This window comes from Planctomycetota bacterium, assembly GCA_039182125.1.
Lineage (GTDB): Bacteria > Planctomycetota > Phycisphaerae > Tepidisphaerales > Tepidisphaeraceae > JBCDCH01.
This window is the reverse complement of the sequence record JBCDCH010000039.1, coordinates 1-20,221: the sequence shown is the minus strand read 5'-3', so window position 1 is coordinate 20,221 and position 20,221 is coordinate 1. Positions and strand designations below refer to the sequence as shown.

23 protein-coding genes are annotated in these 20,221 nt (G+C 64.3%); 5 read left to right on the top strand and 18 right to left on the bottom strand.

All coding sequences use genetic code 11. The features are described 5' to 3' along the window. Positions 1-75: 75 nt before the first annotated feature. A complete protein-coding gene (locus tag AAGD32_11320; protein MEM8874833.1) occupies positions 76-432 on the top strand; it encodes a hypothetical protein in 357 nt (118 codons plus the stop codon). Here the strand turns inward: AAGD32_11320 and AAGD32_11315 are convergent. Together AAGD32_11315 and AAGD32_11310 are read right to left on the bottom strand one after the other, a co-directional pair. Beyond that, complete coding sequence (locus AAGD32_11315; protein MEM8874832.1) at positions 429-1,358, bottom strand: ribokinase; 930 nt, start codon at positions 1,356-1,358, stop codon at positions 429-431. The genes AAGD32_11320 and AAGD32_11315 overlap by 4 nt on opposite strands. Before the next feature lie 31 nt (positions 1,359-1,389). Next, positions 1,390-1,593, bottom strand: a complete 204-nt coding sequence (locus AAGD32_11310) for a hypothetical protein (GenBank protein ID MEM8874831.1) — start codon at positions 1,591-1,593, stop codon at positions 1,390-1,392. 23 nt (positions 1,594-1,616) lie between these two features. On the opposite strand from AAGD32_11310, the gene AAGD32_11305 reads away from it, so the two are divergent. Next, positions 1,617-2,009: an ACT domain-containing protein gene (locus AAGD32_11305; GenBank protein ID MEM8874830.1), complete on the top strand. Its 393-nt coding sequence runs from the start codon at positions 1,617-1,619 to the stop codon at positions 2,007-2,009. On the opposite strand, the gene AAGD32_11300 is transcribed toward AAGD32_11305, so the two are convergent. The 5 genes from AAGD32_11300 to AAGD32_11280 form a co-directional block, all read right to left on the bottom strand. Next, positions 1,984-2,574 (bottom strand): aminodeoxychorismate/anthranilate synthase component II, encoded by a 591-nt coding sequence (locus AAGD32_11300; GenBank protein ID MEM8874829.1) that lies wholly within the window; start codon positions 2,572-2,574, stop codon positions 1,984-1,986. The two genes, AAGD32_11305 and AAGD32_11300, sit on opposite strands and share 26 nt — an antisense overlap. Positions 2,575-2,580: 6 nt before the next feature. Further along, positions 2,581-3,081, bottom strand: a complete 501-nt coding sequence (locus tag AAGD32_11295; protein ID MEM8874828.1) for a hypothetical protein — start codon at positions 3,079-3,081, stop codon at positions 2,581-2,583. Between the two features lie 5 nt (positions 3,082-3,086). Continuing rightward, positions 3,087-4,229 (bottom strand): DNA polymerase III subunit gamma/tau, encoded by a 1,143-nt coding sequence (gene dnaX / locus AAGD32_11290; protein MEM8874827.1) that lies wholly within the window; start codon positions 4,227-4,229, stop codon positions 3,087-3,089. 97 nt (positions 4,230-4,326) lie between these two features. Next, the gene (locus AAGD32_11285) at positions 4,327-6,309 is read right to left on the bottom strand and encodes a hypothetical protein (GenBank protein ID MEM8874826.1); all 1,983 of its coding nucleotides are present in this window, start codon (positions 6,307-6,309) and stop codon (positions 4,327-4,329) included. Positions 6,310-6,347: 38 nt separating this feature from the next. Then, the gene (locus tag AAGD32_11280) at positions 6,348-6,716 is read right to left on the bottom strand and encodes a YbaB/EbfC family nucleoid-associated protein (GenBank protein ID MEM8874825.1); all 369 of its coding nucleotides are present in this window, start codon (positions 6,714-6,716) and stop codon (positions 6,348-6,350) included. 431 nt (positions 6,717-7,147) lie between these two features. On the opposite strand from AAGD32_11280, the gene AAGD32_11275 reads away from it, so the two are divergent. The 3 genes from AAGD32_11275 to AAGD32_11265 are packed head-to-tail and all read left to right on the top strand — an operon-like array spanning position 7,148 to position 8,624. Next, positions 7,148-7,540, top strand: coding sequence for a heavy metal-associated domain-containing protein (locus AAGD32_11275; protein MEM8874824.1), 393 nt, complete (start codon positions 7,148-7,150; stop codon positions 7,538-7,540). Continuing rightward, entirely contained in the window at positions 7,540-8,013 is a 474-nt protein-coding gene (gene moaC, locus AAGD32_11270; protein ID MEM8874823.1) for a cyclic pyranopterin monophosphate synthase MoaC, read from the top strand. Before AAGD32_11275 ends, moaC begins: the two co-directional genes overlap by 1 nt. 11 nt (positions 8,014-8,024) lie before the next feature. Then, on the top strand, positions 8,025-8,624 hold the full coding sequence (locus AAGD32_11265; GenBank protein ID MEM8874822.1) for a flavin reductase family protein: 600 nt from the start codon (positions 8,025-8,027) through the stop codon (positions 8,622-8,624). A gap of 64 nt (positions 8,625-8,688) precedes the next feature. Here the strand turns inward: AAGD32_11265 and AAGD32_11260 are convergent, their stop codons facing one another. The 11 genes from AAGD32_11260 to AAGD32_11210 all read right to left on the bottom strand — a co-directional run bounded on the left by AAGD32_11260 (position 8,689) and on the right by AAGD32_11210 (position 20,040). Continuing rightward, a complete protein-coding gene (locus tag AAGD32_11260) occupies positions 8,689-9,246 on the bottom strand; it encodes a PEP-CTERM sorting domain-containing protein (protein MEM8874821.1) in 558 nt (185 codons plus the stop codon). A 241-nt stretch (positions 9,247-9,487) separates the two neighbouring features. Continuing rightward, on the bottom strand, positions 9,488-11,473 hold the full coding sequence (gene dxs / locus AAGD32_11255) for a 1-deoxy-D-xylulose-5-phosphate synthase (GenBank protein ID MEM8874820.1): 1,986 nt from the start codon (positions 11,471-11,473) through the stop codon (positions 9,488-9,490). Positions 11,474-11,611: 138 nt separating this feature from the next. Continuing rightward, positions 11,612-12,145, bottom strand: a complete 534-nt coding sequence (locus tag AAGD32_11250) for a DinB family protein (GenBank protein MEM8874819.1) — start codon at positions 12,143-12,145, stop codon at positions 11,612-11,614. An 88-nt stretch (positions 12,146-12,233) separates the two neighbouring features. Further along, positions 12,234-12,884, bottom strand: coding sequence for a hypothetical protein (locus tag AAGD32_11245; protein MEM8874818.1), 651 nt, complete (start codon positions 12,882-12,884; stop codon positions 12,234-12,236). 207 nt (positions 12,885-13,091) lie between these two features. Further along, positions 13,092-13,973, bottom strand: coding sequence for a polyprenyl synthetase family protein (locus AAGD32_11240; GenBank protein ID MEM8874817.1), 882 nt, complete (start codon positions 13,971-13,973; stop codon positions 13,092-13,094). Between the two features lie 94 nt (positions 13,974-14,067). Then, positions 14,068-14,586, bottom strand: coding sequence for a hypothetical protein (locus AAGD32_11235; GenBank protein MEM8874816.1), 519 nt, complete (start codon positions 14,584-14,586; stop codon positions 14,068-14,070). Between the two features lie 9 nt (positions 14,587-14,595). Further along, a complete protein-coding gene (locus AAGD32_11230) occupies positions 14,596-15,225 on the bottom strand; it encodes a peptidoglycan recognition family protein (protein ID MEM8874815.1) in 630 nt (209 codons plus the stop codon). Positions 15,226-15,608: 383 nt separating this feature from the next. Beyond that, positions 15,609-15,821 carry a hypothetical protein gene (locus AAGD32_11225; protein ID MEM8874814.1) on the bottom strand — a complete coding sequence of 71 codons (213 nt, stop codon included), beginning with the start codon at positions 15,819-15,821 and terminating at the stop codon, positions 15,609-15,611. A 188-nt stretch (positions 15,822-16,009) separates the two neighbouring features. After that, positions 16,010-17,503 (bottom strand): replicative DNA helicase, encoded by a 1,494-nt coding sequence (dnaB, locus tag AAGD32_11220; protein MEM8874813.1) that lies wholly within the window; start codon positions 17,501-17,503, stop codon positions 16,010-16,012. Between the two features lie 136 nt (positions 17,504-17,639). Continuing rightward, positions 17,640-18,434, bottom strand: coding sequence for a hypothetical protein (locus AAGD32_11215; GenBank protein MEM8874812.1), 795 nt, complete (start codon positions 18,432-18,434; stop codon positions 17,640-17,642). Positions 18,435-18,606: 172 nt separating this feature from the next. Then, positions 18,607-20,040, bottom strand: coding sequence for a serine/threonine-protein kinase (locus AAGD32_11210; protein MEM8874811.1), 1,434 nt, complete (start codon positions 20,038-20,040; stop codon positions 18,607-18,609). Positions 20,041-20,221 lie beyond the last annotated feature (181 nt).

The window sequence follows — 20,221 nt, the reverse complement described above, 5'->3', positions numbered from 1 at the left end:
CCGGAGCGACGGACACTGCTCAAACGCATTCCCGGGAGTCGATGAAGTTGCGGGGCGGCACGGTAAGCTGGGGCGGTGTCGAAGCCGACGCTGGAGTACGAGCAGCCCACGACACCGCCCGAAGAACCAAGTTCCAAGGCGGCGTTGTTTGCATTTTTCGGAATGCTCGCGGTCTTTCCGCTGTTTTGCTTCGGAGGCTCGTTTTTGTCGACCACGTTGATGCCTGGCGACCGGTACGCCGGCTTGACCGGAATGGTCTACGGCACGTTGTCCGCCGCGGCGATTCATCTAGGTTGTCTGGTTGCGGGTATTTTCATCCTCACAAGCCGACGCGGTGCCCGGGAGCGAGGCCTTGCGCACGGCATGATCCTTGCCGCTGCCTTTGCGTTGCTGTTGGGCGGCATTTGCTTCGGCATCGTGTTGGGCGGTTAATCCAATAGTGCTTCGACCTCGCTGCGGGTGGGGATGGCGTCCATGGCGCCGGGGCGGGTGACGCTCAGGGCGCCGGCGATGGCGGCGCGCTCGGCGGCGTCGTCGATGGGCAGGCCCTCGGCGAGGGCGGCGGCGAAGTAGCCGTTGAACGCGTCGCCGGCCGCGACGGTGTCGACCGGGCGGACGGGCATCGGTTCGAGGAAGCCGCTGGTGGCGTGGCTGCGCACGACCGCGCCTTGCCCGCCGAGCTTGAGGATGACGCCGGCGGGGTTGTGGGCCATCAGTTCGTCGGCGGCTTTCTCGGCGGCAGCGCGGTCGGGGATGTCGCGACCCAGCAGCGCGGCCGCCTCGGTCTGGTTGGGCGTGAGCCAGATGAAGTCTTCGAGCAGATCGAGTACGTCGGCGGCTTGTCCGGGTGCCGGCGCGGGGTCGAGCACGACGGTGATGTTGCCGAGCTTGCGGGCGACCTTGATCGCTTCGATGTTGGCTGCGGGCGGGACTTCACGCTGGAGCATCAGCACGCGGTGCCCGTCGCGGTCGCCCTGGAGCAGCAGGCTGTTGAGGGCGGCGAGTTCGTCCTTGCCGACGTCGTCGTTGGCACCGCCGTGGATGAGGATGCGGTTGTCGCCTTCTGCGTTGACGGTGATGTACGCGGTACCGGTGCGGCCGCTGCGGGTGACGTGTTGCCAGTCAACGCCGGCGGCGTCGAGGGCGCGGAGCAACTCGGCCCCGGCGTCATCGTCGCCGACCCGGCCGATCATCGTCGTCGCCGCCCCGGCCCGTGCTGCGGCGACCGCCTGGTTCGCGCCCTTGCCGCCGGGGGCGGTGCTGACGTGATGGATGTGCAGCGTCTCGCCCTCGGCCGGATGGCGGGCGACGTGGAGCGTGAGGTCGTGGTTGAGACTGCCGAGGACGAGGACGGGCATGGGGTCAGCGTACTCGGTCCGGCCTGGTCACTTAAGTGACCAGGCCCGAGTCGTTCTTCTCAACAACCTCGTCCTTGGTCGTTCGACGGAGCGTGAGATTAGGGTCGTCGGGGTGATCCTTCTCCTCGACCTGCTCGCGTTGGTAGACGACTTTCTCGGCCGGCTTGACGGCACGCTTTACATGACCGACCTGGCGGCCCAGCCAGCGGAAGAGGTTGTCGGGCTTGTCGGTCACGGTACCGAGTTTACCGTGAACCGATGGAGCTTTCGTTGCACGAACCGGAACTGGCGATCTGCCGACTCAGCGGCAGCACCGCCCGGCCCACATGGGCACGCGGCTCCTTTGTCAGTGTCACACGCACACCCACCGAGTTAAGCATCGTCTGCCCTGCCGTGGCATTACCGACGAAACGCTCGCCCAACATGCGGGTCAGCGTCGGCTGGAAAAGGTTGAGCATCGACGGGGAGTTGGACCTTGCATTGGTGGGCGTGCTCGCGGAACTGCTTGCGCCGTTGGCCCGGGCGCAGGTAAGTGTCTTTCCGATCGCGACGTTCGACACGGATCATGTGTTGGTGCAGGACGCCGACGCTGCGGTCGCCGCGTTGGAGGCGGCAGGGCACACGGTCAGGCAACGGCCGCAGCCGGGCTGACCGCGAGGAAGTTCTTGATCAGCCGGTCGCCGTGCTCGGTCATGAACGACTCAGGGTGGAACTGCACGCCGAAGATTGGGTGGGTCGCGTGCCGCAGGGCCATGACCTCGTCCTGATCCGTCCACGCGTCGACGAGCCAGTCGTCGGGCAACGAGCCGCGACGGACGATCAGCGAGTGGTAACGCATCGCGGTGAACGGCGAGGGGATGCCGGTGAAGAGGGCCGAGCCGTTGTGGTGGATGGCGTCGGTCTTGCCGTGCATGAGTCGGTCGGCGCGTTCGACGATGCCGCCGTGGACGTGAGCCATGCACTGGTGGCCGAGGCACACGCCGAGCGTCGGGACCGTCGGCCCGAGTGCCGCGATGAGGTCGTTGCTCACCCCGCCCTCGGTCGGCGTGCAAGGCCCCGGCGAGATGACGAGGTACTCCGGATTCATCGCCCGCGCCGCCTCGACGGTGATCTTGTCGTTACGCACGACTTCGACGTCAATGCCCGGCTGTGCCATGCCGATGAGGTGCACGAGGTTGAACGTGAACGAGTCGTAGTTGTCGATGAGCAAGAGCACGGCCGATTATTCCACTTTCACGATGGTGCCGCCGAGGACGTCGAGGACGGTTTGGAGCAGTTCGTCATCGCTGGCGTCGTAGTCGGTGGCGGACGGGGCGGGGGTGTCGTCAGGGTCAGACGCGGGCGGCGGGAGGGTTTCGTCGACGGCGATTTCAAGTGTGGCGGGCTTGCCGAGAAGGTCGGTCAGGGCGTCGGCGAGGAGCTTGGGGCGATCGCCGCGTTCGAGCATGGCGGCGTTGGTCGCGGCGGCGGTCGGGTAGCGGAGGGTGATCGCGGCGTCGGTTTGGTCTAGCGTCGCGCCGTCGAGCAGGCCGGGTAGCGCGGGGTGGGTCGGGGCGAGCTTGGTGCGCAGGCGTTGGAGAAGCGGCGCGTCGGGGTCGTCGGGCGGGGCGGCGGGTTTCGGCTGTTGAGCGGCGACCGGAGGGAGCTTCTCTTCGGGCGGCGGGGCGGACGGCGTTGGCTCTTGCGCGGGCGTCGGCGGAAGCTCCCTGCGGTCGCCGCTCAACGGACTTAAGCGCTCACTTTTTTTTTTGCCGACCCGTCCATCAACGCGCTCACCGGCGTGAACTGGCTCGCCAACGTCAAGCGCACCAGCGTCGCGTCGAGCAACGCCCGCCCCGTTCCGCCGCGGAGGCTGCGCTTGAGGTCTTCGAGGATCGCGATGTCCTGGGCGAGGTCGGCGGGCGAAAACTTCTCGGCCTGCTCGGCGAGCGTCGAACGCTCCAGCCCGGCCGGCTCGACAAGATCCGTGTCCTTGCCGCACGTGCCCATCAGCAGCAGGTCGCGCAGGTGATCCGATAGCGCGGTCACGAGCGATTCGCCGGACAGGCCGGCCGCGAGCATCGCCTCGGTCTGCTCCAGCACCTTGCTGATCTCGCCGGTGCCGATCGCGTCGGTCAGGTCGGCCAGCGCTTGTTGCCGCGGCATGCCGAGCATCTGCACGATGTGCTCGGCGGTGAGCTTTTCGCCCACGCTGAGCAGCCGATCGAGCAACGACAGCGCGTCTCGCATCGACCCGGCGCCGGCTTTCGCGACGAGCATCAATGCCTCGTCGTCGGCTTCGCGCTTCTCGGATCCGACCACGTCCTTCAAGTGCCCGGCGATCTCGCTTGTGGGGATGTTCCGGAAGTCGTACCGCTGCACCCGCGAGAGGATCGTCGCCGGCACACGCTCGGGTTCGGTCGTCGCGAGGATGAACTTCACGTGCCCCGGCGGCTCCTCCATCGTCTTGAGCAGCGCGTTGAACGCCGCCTTGGAGAGCATGTGGACCTCGTCGATGATGTAGACCTTGAACCGCGAGTGTGCCGGCCGGTACTGGGCGTTCTCGATGATCTCGCGGACGTTGTCGACGCCGGTGTTGCTGGCGGCGTCGATCTCGATGACGTCCAGGTCCTCGCCGCGGAAGATGCGCTGGGAGGCTTCGGACTCAGGGTCGAAGTCCGCCGCAGGGCCGTCACCTTCGGCCTGAAGCGCGGCGGCCATGATGCGGGCCATGGAGGTCTTGCCGACGCCGCGCGTGCCGCAGAAGAGGTAGGCGTGTGCAACGCGTCCGGTCTCGATCGCCTTCTTGAGCGTGAGCGCGACGTGCTCCTGCCCGACGACTTCGTCGAAGGTGCGCGATCGGTAGCGACGAGCGAGGACGGTGTAGGACATCAGCGGGTGGGATCGTAGCCGGTCGATCCCGACGGTTCACCGAGGCGAACGGTGTCGAGACGCAGGGTATCCAAGCCCATTCCACTTGGCCAAGTTATCACTGCCGCATGATCTGCGGGCCTTGTTGCGTGCCCTCGCGGCGTTGACGTTCGGATCGCTCCTGGATGTCGCGGATCAGTTCCTCGACGCTGAGGCTGCCGGCCGGCTGCTTGAAAGCGGTCTCGAACACGAAGCCCATGCCGTCGGCCTGGCTGCTGAGGTACGGGGCGACCTGTGGCCAGATGCGGATCTTGACGTTCTCGTCAAGGTTCATCCAGATCACGAGTTTCGTGTCCGGCGGCACCGGGTACGCGCTGTCGGTCAGGACGATCGACGCCGCCGTGTCGTACACCTGCTGGAACGGCGGGAGTTCCTGGCTGACGACGTCCTCGTTGATATCGAACTGCGCACGGAAACTCGCATAAATCCGCTTGGCGTTGTCGACGGAGTTTTGGGCCTGGGCGATGTCGCCCTCGCCAAGACCTTCGATGATCGAACGGATGAGCAGGGTTTGAACCGTTGCGACAGTGGCGTCGGGGTTTTCGAGGGTGTCGAGCAGGTCCTCCTCGATGAACGGGATCAGGTCCTTGTCGTATCGGGCGCCATATTCCGAGTCGGCGAAGCGTTCGGCCATGCGATCTTTAACGGCTTGGGCACCGTCAATGTCGCCGATGAAGTAGAGATCGCGGATGATGCCGTCGGTGAAGTTCCGCAGGCCGCTGCCGTAGAAGCGGTCAAGGTCACCGAGTCGATCGCCGAAGCGGTCTTGAGCTTCGCCAACAACTTGGATGTACACCTTGCCCCATTCGAGGTCGGTGGTTTGGCCGAACACGCCCAGGCGGGGGTCGAACATGATGCGTCCGGAGTTTTTGAGAGCCTGTGCCGCGAGAATGGCGTTGCGCTGGGTGTTGACCAGATCTTCGGGGAGGTCGTCGCGATCCTCGTACTGCTCCCACATGCGGTCGACCCCGTAGGTCGACCAGTAGAGCGAGTGGGATGCGGGGTGCCGCCAATCGACCGGGGTGTAACGAATGCCAAGCTCACCCATCCGGGCCGGGTCCATGTGATACGGCGAGGAGCTGATTACTTTCTTCCGGGCCCAGGCAAGCACGGCGGCACGAGTTTCGTCGGCGATCCACGGAGTGGCCGGCGCGTATTCGAAACGATCACGAATGTCCTGGTCGCCCAGTTCGATGTCGTCGAGCGTCCGGGATTGGATCGGCGGTCCGTGGACGCCGTCCTCGTTGAACCCTCCCTCGCAAATGTGTGGGTTGCTCTCGTCTTCGGGGTGGAAGTCGTGCCATTCATAAGCCATGGCTCCAAGGAACCGACGCGGGTTCAACTCGGCCTCATAGCTGCGTGCCCAAACCGCAGCCACCTCGCCATTGGGCATGCCGGCGACGGCCTCATCGAGACTCTCCGGTGCCGCGGCGATTTCGTCGAAGAACGCCTTGTAGGCTTCCGCGTCGTCCAGTGGTGGCTCGCCGCCGAGAATCTCGCTCCATTCGGTAGCCACCTGGCGCTTGTAGAACTGGTTGGCGTCGTCCTGGAAACCTTGCACTTTGTGCAGGTAAATCCACGACAGCTGGCGGTAGAGCGCGAGTGCGTCCGGGTTGTAGAAGATACCCTTATCGCGGAGTTGGTTGATGCCGTTCTCGACCCACATCCACCGCTCGCTGGGCGTGTGGGTGCCGACACTGACGTTGTACGCGGTGTTCCAGGAGGCGTACTCCCAGACCTTGGCCTGGTTGGGCTGGAGGGTGGTGATCAGGTCGGTCAGCTGCATGACCTCGGCGTAGCGGCCCTCGTTTTTGAGGTATTCGGCCCGCTGCCAAAGTGCCATGACGGCCACGCCGCGGAAGGTGCCGAGCAGCGCGTTGGTCACCACGGCGTCGGCCGGCAAGGCGCGGTCAATGTCGGACACGGTCAACTGCAGGTCCGAGCGTTGCCGGTTGATCGGCTTGGACAGACCCGCAGCCCCAATCCAGGCGGCGACCGAGACGGCCAACGCCACGAGAATCGTCAACAAGCGTGTTCCCATAGCCCTGATTATACGCCAATAAGCCGGCGAGGTTTCGCTCATCCGTCGGGTAATTGATCCATCATGCCCGGCGGCAACCCCGCTTCACCGGCCAGCTTGGCCATTTCTTCGCGGATGAGGGCTTGGGCCTTTCCCTGGGCGGCGGTGACGGCCGCGATGATCAGGTCCTGGAGCAGTTCGACGTCGGTACCGCCAAGGTCGCCGGTGCCCAGCCGGTCCGAATCAATCTTGAGATTGACGAGTTCGAGCTTGCCGTTGACCGTCGCCTCGACCATCCCGGCACCGGCGTCGCCGGTGATCCGCTTGGACTCCATCTCGGCCTGCATCTGTTGGATCTTCGCTTGGGCCTCCTTGGCCTTGGCGAGCATGCCGGGGAGTTGGGAGAGGTTCTTGAGGTTGTCGAACATGGACGACGATAGGGTCGGGCGGGCTGGAAAAAGTGACCGCCGCCCCGGGGTGAGGGCGGCGGTCGGGCATGGTTCCGGCTCTGGGTGGGGTCAGGTGGGTATGAGCCGGAATCTCGGGCAGTCGCTATACGGGCTGCAAACCTTGGGCCAGAACTCTCCCGATCGAACTTCGGTCGCCTTTGACATCGCTCAGCCCGTGTAGGCAAAACGCCACACCGACAACACGCCGGACCGATCCGCCCGAACCAGGTCAACCTGTCTGCGTCCAAACGGGCGTACGCACCGCAAAGATCATCCCGGCCAATCGCTGTGGTTTGCGGATGTCGGATTTGAAGAGCGTTTTGGGTAAACTCTGGCCGGCCCGGCGCCGCATCGCCGCGACCCTTCCGATGACCAATGCGAACGGGGCTGTCCAAGAAGGAGCTGTAGGGATGAACCAACCCAAGGATCAAACCGGCGGCATGTCCGGCTGCGGCGAGGATGGCTGCGGCAATACGTCCGGCGAGACACGCCCGGCCCACACCAACGGGCACCTTAATCTCCCTCACGAAGAAGCGATGCGGGCCGACGCCCGGACCGACTCGGTTGCGGGAGATGCGATGCTGTTGTTCAAGGTCGCCGGCATGACGTGCCACCGCTGCGAGGACGCCGTCGGCGAGGCCTTGCGCGGCGTTCGTGGCGTGAAGGAAGCCGAGATCGACTTCAACAGCGGCTCGGCCAGCGTCCTCTACGACCCCAAAGTCGCTGAACCCGCCGCTCTTGCCGAGGCCATCAACGACAGCGGCTACGACGTGGTCAGCTTTCAGAAACTCGGCGGCAAGTGATGGGCCTTTCACACCTCGACGCCGATGGCAATGCCCGCATGGTCGACGTCTCGGCCAAGCCTGACACGCCGCGCGGTGCGACGGCGGAAGGCTTCGTTCGTCTTCAGCCCGAAACGGCCGAGATGATTCGCACCGGTGATGTGCCCAAAGGCGATGTCCTGACGGTCGCTCGTATCGCCGGCATTCAGGCGGCCAAGCGGACCCACGAACTCATTCCGCTCTGCCACGCGTTGGCGTTGAGTCATCTGGGCGTCGAGTTCGATTGGGTTGGCGACGATCTACGCATCACGGCGACGGCGCGAACGACCGGCCCGACCGGCGTCGAGATGGAGGCGCTCACCGCCGTGAACGTGGCCGCTCTGACCGTTTACGACATGGTCAAGGCTGTCGATCGCGCTGCCAATATCGACGGTGTTCGGCTCGTCGCCAAGTCCGGCGGCAAGAGCGGAACGTGGTCTGCCGACGCCGGTTGATACACTGCCGCGTGGAACTCGACTTCATCCAACTCACTCCGCAGCAACGGTACAAGTTGCTGGCGGGTTTGATCGTGCCGCGGCCGATCGCGCTGGTGACCAGCCGCGATGCCGAGGGGAATCTCAACGCCGCGCCGTTCAGTTTTTTCAACTGCGTCGGCTCCGATCCCGCGCTGGTGATCCTGTCGGTCGGCAACCGCGCCGCCGACACCCCCAAGGACACCGCCGCGAACATCGAAACCACCGGCGCGTTCGTCGTGAACATGGTCGATGAGCCGATGGCGGAGCGGATGAATGCGACAGCCGGCCCGTTCCCGCCGGAGGTGAACGAACTGGACGAGGTTGGCTTCGCGTCCGCCGACATGCCCGGCATCGACATCCCCCGCATCGCCGAGAGCCCGGCGAGCTTCGCATGCCGGCATCACAGCACCCAACACATCGGCAACAACCGCATCATTCTCGGCGAAGTCACCGCCGCCTTCGTCCGTGACGGTCTGGTCGATCCGGCCTCGCTGCGGGTCGATGTGACACGGTTGACGATGGTTGGCCGGATGGCGAGTCCGGGCTGGTACTGTCGAACGACGGACCGCTTCGAACTCGATCGGCCATAAACACAGAGCCGCCCGGCGATACTCATGCATCGCCGGGCGGGGGTTGCTGCGAAAGCTGTGAGGCTTAGGCGCGACGGCGACGGATCAGACCGAGGCCGGCGACCGAAAGCAGGCCAAGGCTGGCCGGCTCCGGGATGACGGCGACGGTTACAACGCCGTCAGAATCGAAGTTGACGACAAACTCTGTCGGCAGGTCATCAAGAACTTCGACTTCTCCGAGGGTGCCACCGAAAACCGTGTTGAAGGGGCCGACCACGACGGTGTACACACCGTCGCCCGGGTAGGGACCGGTCTCAACGAGGTCGGTGTCGATCGGTGAGTCAACACCGAAGTCGAGCAGACTTTCGGTCTCACCATCGCCGAATGATCCGAAGTCGTCGTTGCTGGCGATCAGCGTTGCCGACGGGCCGACGCCGTCGTACAGGCCGAGTTCGGTGTCATTGCCAAAGAAGCCCGCGTTGGTTGATCCGATCGTGTCGATGACGAGGGTGGTACCACCGCTGACTTCGATCTCGATGGCGGCGAACTCGAAGGCGCCAAGGCTGCCGGTGACAGTCTGGGCGGAGGCCGACGACGCAGCGATCAGCGTGGCGGCGGCTGCCGCGGTAAGAAGGTGCTTCATGTCTCTGCTTTCTCTCTCTTCACGCCTAGAGGGGCATACCACGAGCAGGCTGGCGTGAGGGCCAGTTCGTGGGAGTTGGGTTGGCAACAGGTGATTGAGCCGTCTGCCAGAATCGGCTTGGGCTGCATTCTCTCCACCCGTTCGTGGCACAAAGTAACGAAAGCGGGTCTTAACGCAAGGAAAATCGCAACTTATCGGACTAGGTCATGTCTTCTGGCCGTCGAAGGCCGATTCGCACGTTTCAGGACAGCGTTTTCGTCGCCCGTGCGACGGCATGGGATCCGAGGCACTTGCGTAGCGCCCGCTTGATTCCGGTCGCGTCCAAGCCGGCTTCTTCGAGTTGCTGCGTGCGCGACATGTGGCCGATGAGGCGGTCGGGGTGGCCCAAGCGGGTGATGTGATGGGTCGGCAGGCCGTGGGCTTCGGCGTGTTCGAGGACGGCGGTGCCGAAGCCGTTGACGACGGCGTGGTCTTCGAGGGTGAGGACCGGCTTTCCGGTGGCCAGGACGCGCTTGAGCATCGCGGCGTCGAGTGGCTTGCAGAAGCGGGCGTCGATGACTTCGACGTGGACGCCGTCGGCTTCGAGTTCGCAGGCCGCGGCGATGGCGTCGGCGGCGAGGGTGCCGTAGCTGAGGATGTACGCGTCGGCGTTTTCGGCGTTGTTGTTGACTGGGCGGATCACGCGGCTCTTGCCGAGTTCCAACGGCTCGTCGGCGTAGTCGGCCGGGACGTTGTCACGCGGGTAGCGCAGGGCGGTGACGTGGGTCTGCTGCAGCGCGAGGCGGAGCATCTTCTTCAGGTCCGCCTCGTCGGCCGGGGCCACGAGCACCGCGTTGGGCATCGGGCGCAGGAACGCCTGGTCGCAGAACCCGTGATGCACCGCGCCGTCACTGCCGACATAGCCGGCCCGGTCCATGCCCAGCACCAACGGCAAGTCGTTGAGCGTGACTTCCTGCCAGAGCTGGTCGAACGCCCGCTGCGTGAACGTCGAGTAGATGCCAGCGACGGGTTTGAGGCCGGACTTGGCCATGCCGGCGGCCATCGCGACCAAATGTGATTCACAGATGCCGGTGTCGAGGAAGCGTTCGGGGTGAGCTTTGGCAAAGCGGGAAAGCCCGGTGCCATCGGGCATCGCGGCGGTGAGGGCCCAGATCTTCGGTTCCTCGTCGGCCAGTTCGATCACCGCATCCGCGAACGCCTCGGTCCAGGTGCGGCCCTTCTTCGGAATCTCCACGCGGCAGCCGTTGACCGTGAAGGCCGCGGGGCTGTGCATCTTGGTCGGGTCGGTTGTCGCGACGTCGACGCCGTGGCCTTTTTTGGTTTTGACGTGCAGTAGGACCGGGCGGTCGACGTGCTTGATCTCGCCAAGGAAGTTCACGAGTCCCGGCAGGTCGTGGCCGTCGATCGGGCCCATGTACTTGATGCCGAGCGCCTCGAAGACGCCGCCGGCCCAGATCGCGCCCTTCACGCCCTCGGTGACCGAGTGGTAGGCGGCCTGGAGCGCGTCGCCGATGCCACCGGGCATCTGGTCGAGGATCTTCTTGCTGACCTTCTTGAAGTCGTCATAGGTCGTGGAGACGCGGATGCGTTCGAGATACTCCGCCAGTGCACCTTGCGGGCCGGAGATGCTCATGCCGTTGTCGTTGAGGATGATGAGCAGCTGGCGATCGAGCGTCCCGGCGTTGTTGAGGCCTTCGAAGGCAAGACCGTTGACGATCGACGCATCGCCGACCATGGCGACGACATGGTTCTTCTTGCCGAGTGCTTCGTCGCCTCGGGCCATGCCTACGGCGGTGCTGATCGCGGTGCCGGCGTGGCCGACGGCGAACAGGTCGTAGTCCGACTCGTCGGGCATCGGGAAGCCGCCGACGCCGTCACGCTTGCGCAACCGCTCGAACCCGGCGACCCGCCCGGTGAGCATCTTGTGCGGGTAGCACTGGTGGCCCACGTCGAAGAGCAGGCGGTCCGGGCCGGTCGGGTGCTTGCCGAAGTCGTAGACGTAGTGCAGGGCGGTGGTGAGCTCGACGACGCCGAGGTTGGACGCGAGGTGTCCACCGTGGGTGGAGACGGCTTGGTAGATCTCACTGCGGATGTCGGCCGCGACCTGCTCGAGCTGGGTGATGTCCAGGGATTTCAGATCGGCCGGTGACTTGATTCGCGGCAAGATCGGTTCGCCGGTCGGTTTCGCGGCGGCGGGGACATCATCAGCATCGGTACGGTCGGCCATGGTGGTGGGGGCGTGGCGGTGATCTACCGCACATAACAACTATACGGTGGCCGACGCTCCGGGGACGGTCATGTATCGGTCGGGCGCAGGTTTCATCATTTGCGTCGGCTGGAGGTTGTCTGCGGCCGACCCACCCATTCAAGCCCCCGGCGGTTTGCCGGCGTAGAGAGCGTTGAAGCCACCGCCGCGCGTGATGGCGATTTCGTAAAGACGCTTGGCCAACTGGCGAAGGTGCAGTTGGTCGTGTGCGAGCCAACTCGTGAGCAGGTCGCCGGCGGTGATCGGCCAACGCTGGTGCGGATGGACGGCCTCCCAATCGCACGCCGCCGCGTCGAGGCCACGCAGCCAGTCCAGCGAGGTGGCCCGTTCGTTGCGGAACGCGTCGATGGATTGTTTCAGTTCGCGTTCGAGGTAGTTGCGTGCGTCGGCGGAGCCTGCGGGGTCGATCTCGGGCCAGCGTTGCTCAGGGTCTTCGAGCGTGAGACGTAGCCGTTGGCGAAAGTCCTCGGTCTCCTCATCCGCAAGGTGGCAGACAATCTCGATGATCGCCCATTGCCCCTCGGGACCGCGCTGGCGGGCTTCGTCGGGGGTGACGCCGTTCAGCAGCGCCGGCAAGACCGCCGGCATCCGCGCGAGTTTCTCGATGCACCGGTCAAGATCGGGCGTGGGCATCACCCCAGCTTATCGCGTGCCGCAAACACACCAAGCACGTCATCCGACGTGCTTGGTGCTTGGACTGGAAGTCTGGTGTTGTGATTGGTTATCGACGACGACGCAGGAGCATCGGTGCGACGAGTCCGGCCAGGCCGAGCGTGGCGGGCTCGGGGATAACGTCGATCACGATCTCAAGGCCGGCCGTCTTCTTCTGGATCAACGCGCTGCCGCCTTCGGAGTCGGCTTGGAGCGTGTTGTTGTAGATGACGGTGACTTCGGTGATGCCCGCCGGCAGGTCGATCATGACCATGCCGTCGTAAAGGCCCGAGCCGGCGGTCGCGATCGGCATGGGCTGGCTGGTCGTCAGCAGGTCCGAAAGACCGGTGAGCGGTAGGCCATCGCCAAGGAGGAACAGGGCACCGCTGACCTGCACCGAACCGGCACCAAGAATGGCGAAGTCGCCGAGCTCACCGATGGTGATCTTGTCGATCGTCTGGCCGGGGTTGGCGGTGATGGTGACCTCGAGGCGGTCGGTGGTCGACACCGAGATGTCATCGTCGACATCATCGACGGCGATGAAGGCGTCGGGCGAGAAGGCAAAGCCGTCGTCGCTCACCACGTCGGGGCTGCCGAAGAGTCCGTTGTCGGACCCCCCGCCAGAGAACGAGAAGCTGGACGTCGAACCGCTCGGGACATCCCACGGGATGAACGCGGCATCGGCGGTCGCCGAAAAACCAACAAGCGCAATTGCAGACACAGCCGCTGCGCGGAAAGGCGTAATCATTAGATTCTCCCTCGTTTCCAGTCCGGGTAACAACGGCACCCTCATGCCGTACAGCTTGCAGACTATACCGGACCATCATCACACGCAAGCGCAAATCTTGGCCAATCCGTACCCATGTCGTCACGGCCGGTGGCGGCTAGATATTGCCCTTGCAAGCATTTGCGGGCCTGCCCGTGGGGGTCACCGGTCGCGGTCGGCCACGAACCGGGCCAACTCACGCAAACTTATTGCCAACTCCCCGAACGACTCCAGCGTGTCAACCGCCGCTGCGAGTTGCTGGTCGGCCGCCGCCCTGGCCCCGTCGACGCCCAGAAGGGCGGGATAGGTGTTTTTCCCGGCGGCGACGTCCTTGCCCGTTGCCTTGCCGGTCTTCTCGGCGGTGGATGTGGCGTCGAGCAGGTCGTCGGTGATCTGAAACGCCAGCCCGAGGTGCCGACCGTAGCGCGTCGCTGCCAGCAGCACATCGGCACCGCCACCCGCCGCCATCACCCCCAGCCGACACGCCGCCGTGAGCAGAGCCCCGGTCTTGCGGCGGTGTACGTCCTGCAGTTGTTCGAGCGCGAGCGTCTGCCCCTCCGCGGCGATATCGAGCATCTGGCCACCGATCATCCCGATCGGCCCGGATGCACGTGCCAACTCCACGCAAAGGCCCGCATCCCCGTCGCGCGCCAGCAGCTCGAACGCCATCGTGACCAGCGCGTCGCCGACCAGGATCGCGGTCGCTTCGTCGTAGGCTTTGTGAACCGTCGGCCGGCCGCGACGCAGGTCGTCATCGTCCATGGCCGGCAGGTCGTCATGCACCAGCGAGAACGTGTGGATCAGTTCGATCGCGACGGCGGCGGCAAGCGCCTTGGGGGCAGGGGCGGCGTCGAGCGCTTGGCCGTTGGCCAGTGCAGCGAAACGAAGCACGAGCGCCGGCCGCAGCCGCTTGCCGCCGGCGGTCACGCTGTACTGCAACGCCTCCCAAAGTCGACCCGGCACATCGACACGGCTCGCACTCAGCAGGCCCGCCAGAGCCTCGTTGACCGTCTCCGCATCGCGTTGCAACCACTCCACCGGCATGTCGCATGGTAGAGCGATTCGGCTCAGGAGATTTCATCGGGATCAGCACCACAGCCGGAGGTGTGGTACCGGCGCATGATGAACGCGATTGGGCTCATCCCCGATCGATCCCGAACGTTTCATAGTCAAACTCATCAATCTGTCGCAAACGTTCAACCGATTCGCTGGCGGCGGTGCGATCGTCTTGCTCCAACGCCTTGCGTAGCACCTCAAGTTCTTTGCTCGTGGCGTCGGTGAAGTCGCTGTATACACCGGCCGTCTCGAACCACTTTTCGTCATCGGTGATGTGGTCAATATACTTGGGGATCACCAGCCCTGCCTGCCTGAACAACTCGATCAGGATGTCGGTGCATTCGAGCAGTTCGGTCTGATCCCCCTCCGCGACGTTGAGCTTCAGGAACTCGTACTGCTTGGCGACTTCCTTCATGAGGTCGTTCAGGGAGTCGTACTTTTTGACGGACACCTTTGTCTTGGTGCTATTGGGTGTTTCGGTGGTTGTCGTTGTCGCTCTGTTGGTTGATTCTTCTTCGCAACCGCTGGCCAGGAGAAGGCTGACGAGGAGCAGCGGTGCGGCGAGCAGGGGCGTGGCGATCCGGCGGTTGCGTGCGTTCATTGCCGCATGCTACTCGACGGGGATCATGTCCGCCGGTCCGTTCTCCAACTCCGGCAGCAATGCCACGTCCGGCGCCCGGCCGTTACGTGCCGCGTCGATCCAGTCCTTGAGCGGGCCGCCATCGAGATAGCGTTGGAAGTCGGTACCAGGACAGCCGGTGTTGGCGACGTCCATGTGCGAGACGAGGTCGTCGGTCGGCATATCGACTGTCTCGGCAAGGTGCGCGACGAGTGCGACGGTGGCCCGGAGTTGTTCGAGCGACACGCGCTGCTCGTCGAAGTTGCCCCAAAGTTGGACGTTGATGTAGCCGGCGGTGTCGAAGTCGGTGTTGGTGTCGGGGCGATACTTCATGTCTCGCCCCTCGAAGATCCGCCCGTCCGGTGCAATGAGGAAGTGGTACGGCACGTCGTGCCAGCCGCGTTCACGCATGCCCCAGGTCTGGAGGTTCTTGATCTTGACTGCCGGGTTGTCGCCGGCCTCCCAAGTCACGCCGGCATGGTGCAACAGCACCGTCGTCGGCTCGTGCAGGTACTCATCGGGAAAGGCTTGCGGTGTCGAGTTCCACTGCTCCGCGGCGATGATCGCCGGCATGTTGGGTTGCGTCGTCGGCGCGAGGAGGCAGAGGAGAAGCGTGAGCATCGTGTTCAGACTAACAGACCAAAGCCCACGGCTTTAGCCGTGGGTCGGCAGCGAAGAACGGTCTTGCCGACCCACGCCTGAAGGCGTGGGCTTTCAAGAGCGATCGTTGACAATCCGCCACGCGGTTCGGTAGAAGTTCGTGTGTGCCCGCTTGGAACCACTGGTACCACGTCACTGCCAGTACCTATGGCACGTGGCTCCACGGTTCCGCTTTTGGTTTTCGCACACGGCACCATCGCGAACATATTCCGTTCGACTACAAGCACCCTCCACCAGCCAACGCGTTCGACCATCGCCGTGCGGCGGTCCGGCGATCGATGTCGCGAGCCCCAGTCCATGTGCCGAGCTCGGCGGCGTTGGTCGCCTGCCGGTTGATCGCTCGCTCACTGTGTGCCGATGGCCAAGCTTGGGTTTGTTTGACGCTCGACGACCATCACCTGCACGCGCTGGTGAAATGCGTCGACGACAATCCGCGACATTGGATCGGTCGAGCGAAAGGGCGAACAGCGCGTCATCTGTCGAGGATCGGGATCACGCGGCAGGGCGGTGTGTTTGCCAAGCGGGGTTTGTGCAAGCCGATTGAGAATCGGGAGCATCAACTGGCCGTTGTGCCGTACATCATGGATCACACGAAGCGTGGTGCAGCGGGGATTCTGTGTTTGCCTGATCGGACGTTGTTGCACGATCCAGCGGCATTGCCGACCCACGGCTGAAGCCGTGGGCTTTGGCGACGCATACCAAAAGCCCACGCCTTCAGGCGTGGGTCGGCCGCGAGGTCCGATACTCAGAACGCATCGATCCCGCTCGCCAGGTTCCTGAAGCTCGTCGTCTTGTTGTCGAACATCAGCTTCACCGTGCCGGTCGGGCCGTTGCGTTGTTTGGCGACGATCACCTCCGCTTCGTTGCTCGGGACGAAGTCGGGCTGGGTCTGATTGTAGTAATCCTCGCGGTGCAGGAGCATGACGACGTCGGCGTCCTGCTCGATGGAGCCCGACTCGCGCAGGTCGCTCATGCGGGGGCGGTGGCCGTCGCGGCCTTCGGACTGGCGGTTGAGCTGACTCAGGCAAATCACCGGCACTTCCAACTCTCGTGCGATCGCCTTGATGCCGCGGCTGATCTCGCTGATCTGCTGCTGGCGTGACTCGGGGCCGGGGTTGTCCATCAGCTGCATGTAGTCGATCATCACGAGCTGAATCTGGTGTTGGCGGTGCAGGCGTCGGCACTTGGCGCGGAGCTCCAGCAGCGTCAGGCCGGCCGAGTCGTCGACCCAGACGGGGTACTTGTCCAACTCATTCACCACCTGTGCGAGGCGTTGGTACTCCTCGTGGTTGAGCATGCCCTTGCGGACGCGCTGCGCGTCGATGCCGGCCCGGCTGCAGAGCATCCGCTGGGCGAGCTGCTGCTTGGACATTTCCAGGCTGAAGACCGCGCACGGCACCTGCTTGGCCGCGACGTTCTGCACGATGTTCATCGCGAAGGCGGTCTTACCCATCGACGGCCGGGCCGCGACGATGAGCATCTCGCCCTTCTGCAGGCCGTTGAGCATTTCGTCGAGATCGGTGTAGTCGGTGTCGATGCCGCGATGGCCACGCTCGTAGAGCATGTCGTACACGTCCATCGCGACGTTGCCGAGCTTGGACATGTCGCCCGAAACTTTCTCCTGGGCGATCTCGAAGAACCGACGCTCGGCGACTTCGAGCACGTTCTCGGCCTTGTCGTGCGAGCCGTAGCAGTCCTGCAACACCTCGTCGGACGCCTTGATCAGCCGACGCAGGATCTGCTTTTCCTTGACGATCTGCGCGTAGTGCTTGGCGTGGGCGGCGGATGGGACGGAGCCGAGGATATTGGCGAGGAACTCCGCGCCGCCGAGGCGTTCGTACTGGTCGCGCTTCACCAACTCGTCGCGGACGATGACGGTGTCGCACGCGCGGTTCTCGTTGTAGAGCGCGACGATGATCTCGTAGACCAGTCCGTGCTCGGGGAGGTAGAACGTCTCCTTGGTGAGCATCGGCGCGATGTCGCCGACGACGTCGCGGTCGAGCATCAGCGACGCCAGCAGGCACATCTCCGCGACGATGTCGTTGGGTGGCAGGCGGACGTCGTTGGTGGTGGGAGCGGTCTCTGCCGGAACCTCCCGGCGGACTGGCGCGCGGCCGTTGGAGCCGTTGGTGTTCGGGGTGGATTCGCTCTGCAGTTCCGCCATGAAAGTTCCTCCGTGACGCCCGGCGTGGGGCAGTTCGGTCCGTCGGGCAAGGGTATGCGCGGTGGTGTCGGGCACGTCCGAGAATGTGCGAGCGCGCCAGGTTGTACACGACCGGTGGGTGTGTACGAGACCCGCCCACACCAACTCAAAAACACCGCCGCGACCCGAGGGCCACGGCGGTGTCGGTGAATCGCAGCTTGTTCGTAAGCGCTCAACGCCGACGAAGCACGATCAGCCCGAGCAGCCCACCGCCGGCGAGGACGGAGAGGGGTTCGGGGATGGCGGTGAACGTCGCGAAGTCGTTGGTCAGCAGCGTAACCGGATTTTGGCCGATGTTGCCCGACGGGACGGTCGTACCCGAGACGCCGACGAACTCGTCCGAGCGGAACGCGTTGCTCGAGTTCAGGTAGGTGACGACGAAGTCGAAGCTGTCGCCCGCGGAGAGGCCGATATTCGAGAGATTGAAGTCGATCTCGGTGTTGTTGCTGTCGGCGGCGTTCCGGTTGGCACTGGCGACGAAGGTCAATGACCCGTCGCTGTTGATCTGGAACAAGCCGGCAAACCCGGTGTCGATGGCGATCGCGAAATCGGCGAAGAAGGTGGGTGCAAAGGTGATCTCGCTCTCGTTGCCGCCGCCGTCACCGCTGATCGCGCTGCGGCCCGGGTCGGAGGTGTCCTCGATCGTGGTGGTCGAGTTGAGCCCGACGCCGCCGATCGAGTCAATATAAATCACGGCCGCGTCGTTGAACGACCCGGCGGAGGCAATCCCGATATTGACGTTGCCGGCCGTGTCCGAGTCGATGGCGAACGAGCTACCCAGGCCGATCACGTCACCAAACCCGCTGTTGATGCCGGCAGTGGACTGGCTGTATTCGCCCGGAAGGCCGACGATTCCGTCATTGACGGCGGTGCCGGCCGTCGTGTCGACGAGCGTGACGTTCGCCGCGAACGACGTTGCCGCTGAGATGGAAAGAGCCGCCAAGGCGGCTGTGAGACGCACATGCATGAGATTCTCCTCTGGACCGATTTCCGTAAACGACATCCACAGCCTCCTCAGGCCGATATGGACGTATTGAACCGGTTCAAACCGAAAAATATCGCGAAATCATGGCGTGGTCAAGGTGGCCTGACGGGCGGAAGACAACCAGCCGGGCCGGCTTCTTTTAACTACTTTGATATCAACCCGTTAGCACGATCGCGACGAGGATCAGGTTGGCCAGGATGCTCACGACGCCGAGGCCGAGGATGGCGAGAACGCCGGGGTTTTCCCAGATGTTGGGTTGGTCGACGGGGTTCAGGTCGACGGTGCGTTGGCCGGCGTTGGCCTCGGCTTCGGCGAGGGCCTCGAAATCGACGGCCCGGCGGGCGTGGATCGGCGGCTCGCCGTCCTTAACGCGTCTTAGGTCCTGAAGCAGGTCTTCGGTGTGCTGGTACCGCTCGTTGCGGTCCTTTTTCATGCAGACTTCGATGACCTCGCTGATCCCGGTGCCGAGCACGACGTTGACGTGGTCCGGCGGGGTGAGCGGCTCTTTCAGGTGCTTGTGCATGACTGCCGAAGGCGAATCCCCCTCGTAGGGCGGACGACCGACGGCCAAGTGCCAGAGCGTCGCCCCCAGCGAGTAGATGTCGGCCCGGTAGTCGATGTCGATCTCGCCGCGGATTTGCTCGGGGGAGATGTAGTAGGGCGTGCCGTAGGCCTTGCCGGCCTCGGACTCGGCGGCTTTTACGTCGTCCTTGGCCCGGGCCAGACCCAGATCGGTGAGCTTGGCGATGCCGTTGGGGGAGAGGACGATGTTCTTGGGCTTGACGTCGCGGTGGAGCATGCCCCGCTTGTGGGCGTGGGAGAGCGCCGAGGCCATCTGGATGCCGATGTCGATGACTTCGGCCTCGGAGAAGGTCTTGTTCTCCCCGACAGGCGGGGCCTGCATCATGTCGTAGAGCGACGGACCTTCGAGCCACTCCATGACGAAGAAGTGGTAGCCGTCGGGCGTGGAGCCGACGTCGATCGCCTGGACGATGTTGTTGTGCGACAGCTTCGCCGCCGCCTGCCCCTCGCGGTAGAACCGTTCCACGAAGTCGGCGTTGTCGCTGACCTTTTTCGGCAAGACTTTGACCGCGACGATGCGATCGAGCGAGACTTGCTTGGCCTTGTACACCTTGGCCATCGCGCCCTTGCCGGCCTCGGTGATGAGCTGGTAGCCGGGGATTCGGCTGGACTTGCGCGACTCGATCTGGTGGCGAATCCGCTTCGCCTGGTTGCTCGTGATGAAGTTGTTTTCGACCAGCAGGTCCGCGAGCGACCGCTGCATGGGGTCGGAGGAGTTGTTTTGCTGCTCGCGGCAATATTCGACCTCGGTGGCCGTTGCGAGACCGGAGTCGGTGACGAACTTGCCGACGTCTTGGTCGTTGACCGGCGGCTTGGTCGGAGCGGGGGCCATCAGGCCGGAGCCGCTGTCGGAGGGCGTGGTGGGGCGTGAGCCGGAAAGCGATTCGACCCGGCTGCCCGATAGTGACTCGGCCACGGGCTTCGAGTCCGCTGGCCTCGGATTCGGCGGTGGTGCCTCCTCCGTGGCGGTGGTCTTGGCGGGCGGGATGGGTTCTTGTTCCGGCATTGGTCGGACCCACGGGTCGAACAACGGCGTCAAATTCAGGGCCGATCTGGCGATCGACCGCCGGCGACCGCGCGTCGTCGGCATCCAAAGTCCCCGGTGTTCAGCCGGCCGCCTGAAACTTCTACGGCGTTGGCGGATGTGTGGTTTACACGAACTCCGTCGCAAGACAAATTTAATCGAT